Source organism: Nonomuraea maritima, from assembly GCF_900100395.1.
Taxonomy (GTDB): Bacteria; Actinomycetota; Actinomycetes; order Streptosporangiales; family Streptosporangiaceae; genus Nonomuraea; species Nonomuraea maritima.
In genome coordinates, this window is record NZ_FNFB01000085.1 from 1 (window position 1) to 1,189 (window position 1,189).

Here is a 1,189-nt window from a genome sequence, read left to right on the forward strand (position 1 = left end):
CCCCACCTGATCGATGGCTGCCTGGCTCAGACCGGACTCATCATCGAGGAGACCACCGTGACCACATGACCGGCTCTACGAATTCAACCTGTGTAAGATCTCCGCTGAGATGGTTTCCTCGCGGTGGTCAGCAGGATTGCCCGGCTGTCGCGCCGGGTGGGCGGGGGTTCCACGGGCCCGCGGGATTCCTTCCTGCTCGTCGGGGCGGTGAATGATGGTCGGGTCGGTGCGGGCAGGGCGTGTAGCCGGGGCAGAGCGGTGATGATCTGCCTGGCCCAGGGCCAGTGGGTCGGGATACGCAGGTGCAGGCGGCGGCTCCGCGCGCCAGTCGGTTGGCGGTGGCGAGCAAGCGTAGCCGTAGGCGTTTGGGATTTGTAGTAGCGAGCGTCGGTGCCGTGCAGGGCGAGCGTCTGCATCCGGGCGAGCAGTTCGCAGGCCAGGGCGATGATCTCCAGCCAGATCTGGTTGTGCCAGATCTTGTTGTGGGTGAAGTCGTGTGGTGGCAGGTTGTGCAGGCCGGTGTCCCTGGCGGTGCGGACGTACTCTTTGGCGCCGGCGGTGGCATAGTTCCAGGTCGGCGAATGTGCCGCCTGGGTGCCGGTGACGAAGCAGCTGACGCGGTGCCCGTGCTCGGTGAAGCACAGCTGAGCGCCGGGGTGCGGGCGTTCTTTTGCGGACAATGACCCGAATCTTCTTCGGCCAGCCGCTCAAGGTGCTTTGAGCTGGGGAAATAGGCGCGACCTGGCACCTGTGCAATCTAAGATCATCCTGAAATGTCCTGAGCAGGCCACACCCTCACGCCCTGTTGTTGGCGAAGCTCGCCATCGCGCCACTTAATTTTGGTAGCACGAGCGCTGTGGGAGGTGCCCTTTAGTTCTTGGGCAACCAAGCGGATGGCATCAGGGCTGGGTAGATGTACAACGCCGAATCTTGAGGCTTTCTCGAGCTGGATCTTGTGAAATTTGAATGGAGGAGTGGCGCCGCCCAGCAGCTCGCTAGTCTGGATCTTTCGCCCTTGCTCATTCTTGTGGAACTTGGCGTTCTTCACTAGCAGGCTGCACGCGGTACGAGCGCACCAGAAGTCTACGCGAAATAGTGAGGGTTTTCCAACCTGAAGCCGCTGATGGAGGGCATGCCGCGCGGATGGAGTTGATCGACAAGTAGAAGAGCCCCTGGTAGAAGGGCTGTC

Annotated in this window: 2 protein-coding genes; both read right to left on the reverse strand. The window is 61.9% G+C overall.

Going from position 1 to position 1,189, the window contains the following annotated elements:
- Window positions 1-83: 83 nt before the first annotated feature.
- On the reverse strand, window positions 84-680 hold the full coding sequence (locus BLR04_RS40360; RefSeq protein ID WP_143022462.1) for a transposase: 597 nt from the start codon (window positions 678-680) through the stop codon (window positions 84-86).
- 83 nt (window positions 681-763) lie between these two features.
- Entirely contained in the window at window positions 764-1,048 is a 285-nt protein-coding gene (locus tag BLR04_RS40365; RefSeq protein WP_143022463.1) for a hypothetical protein, read from the reverse strand.
- Window positions 1,049-1,189 lie beyond the last annotated feature (141 nt).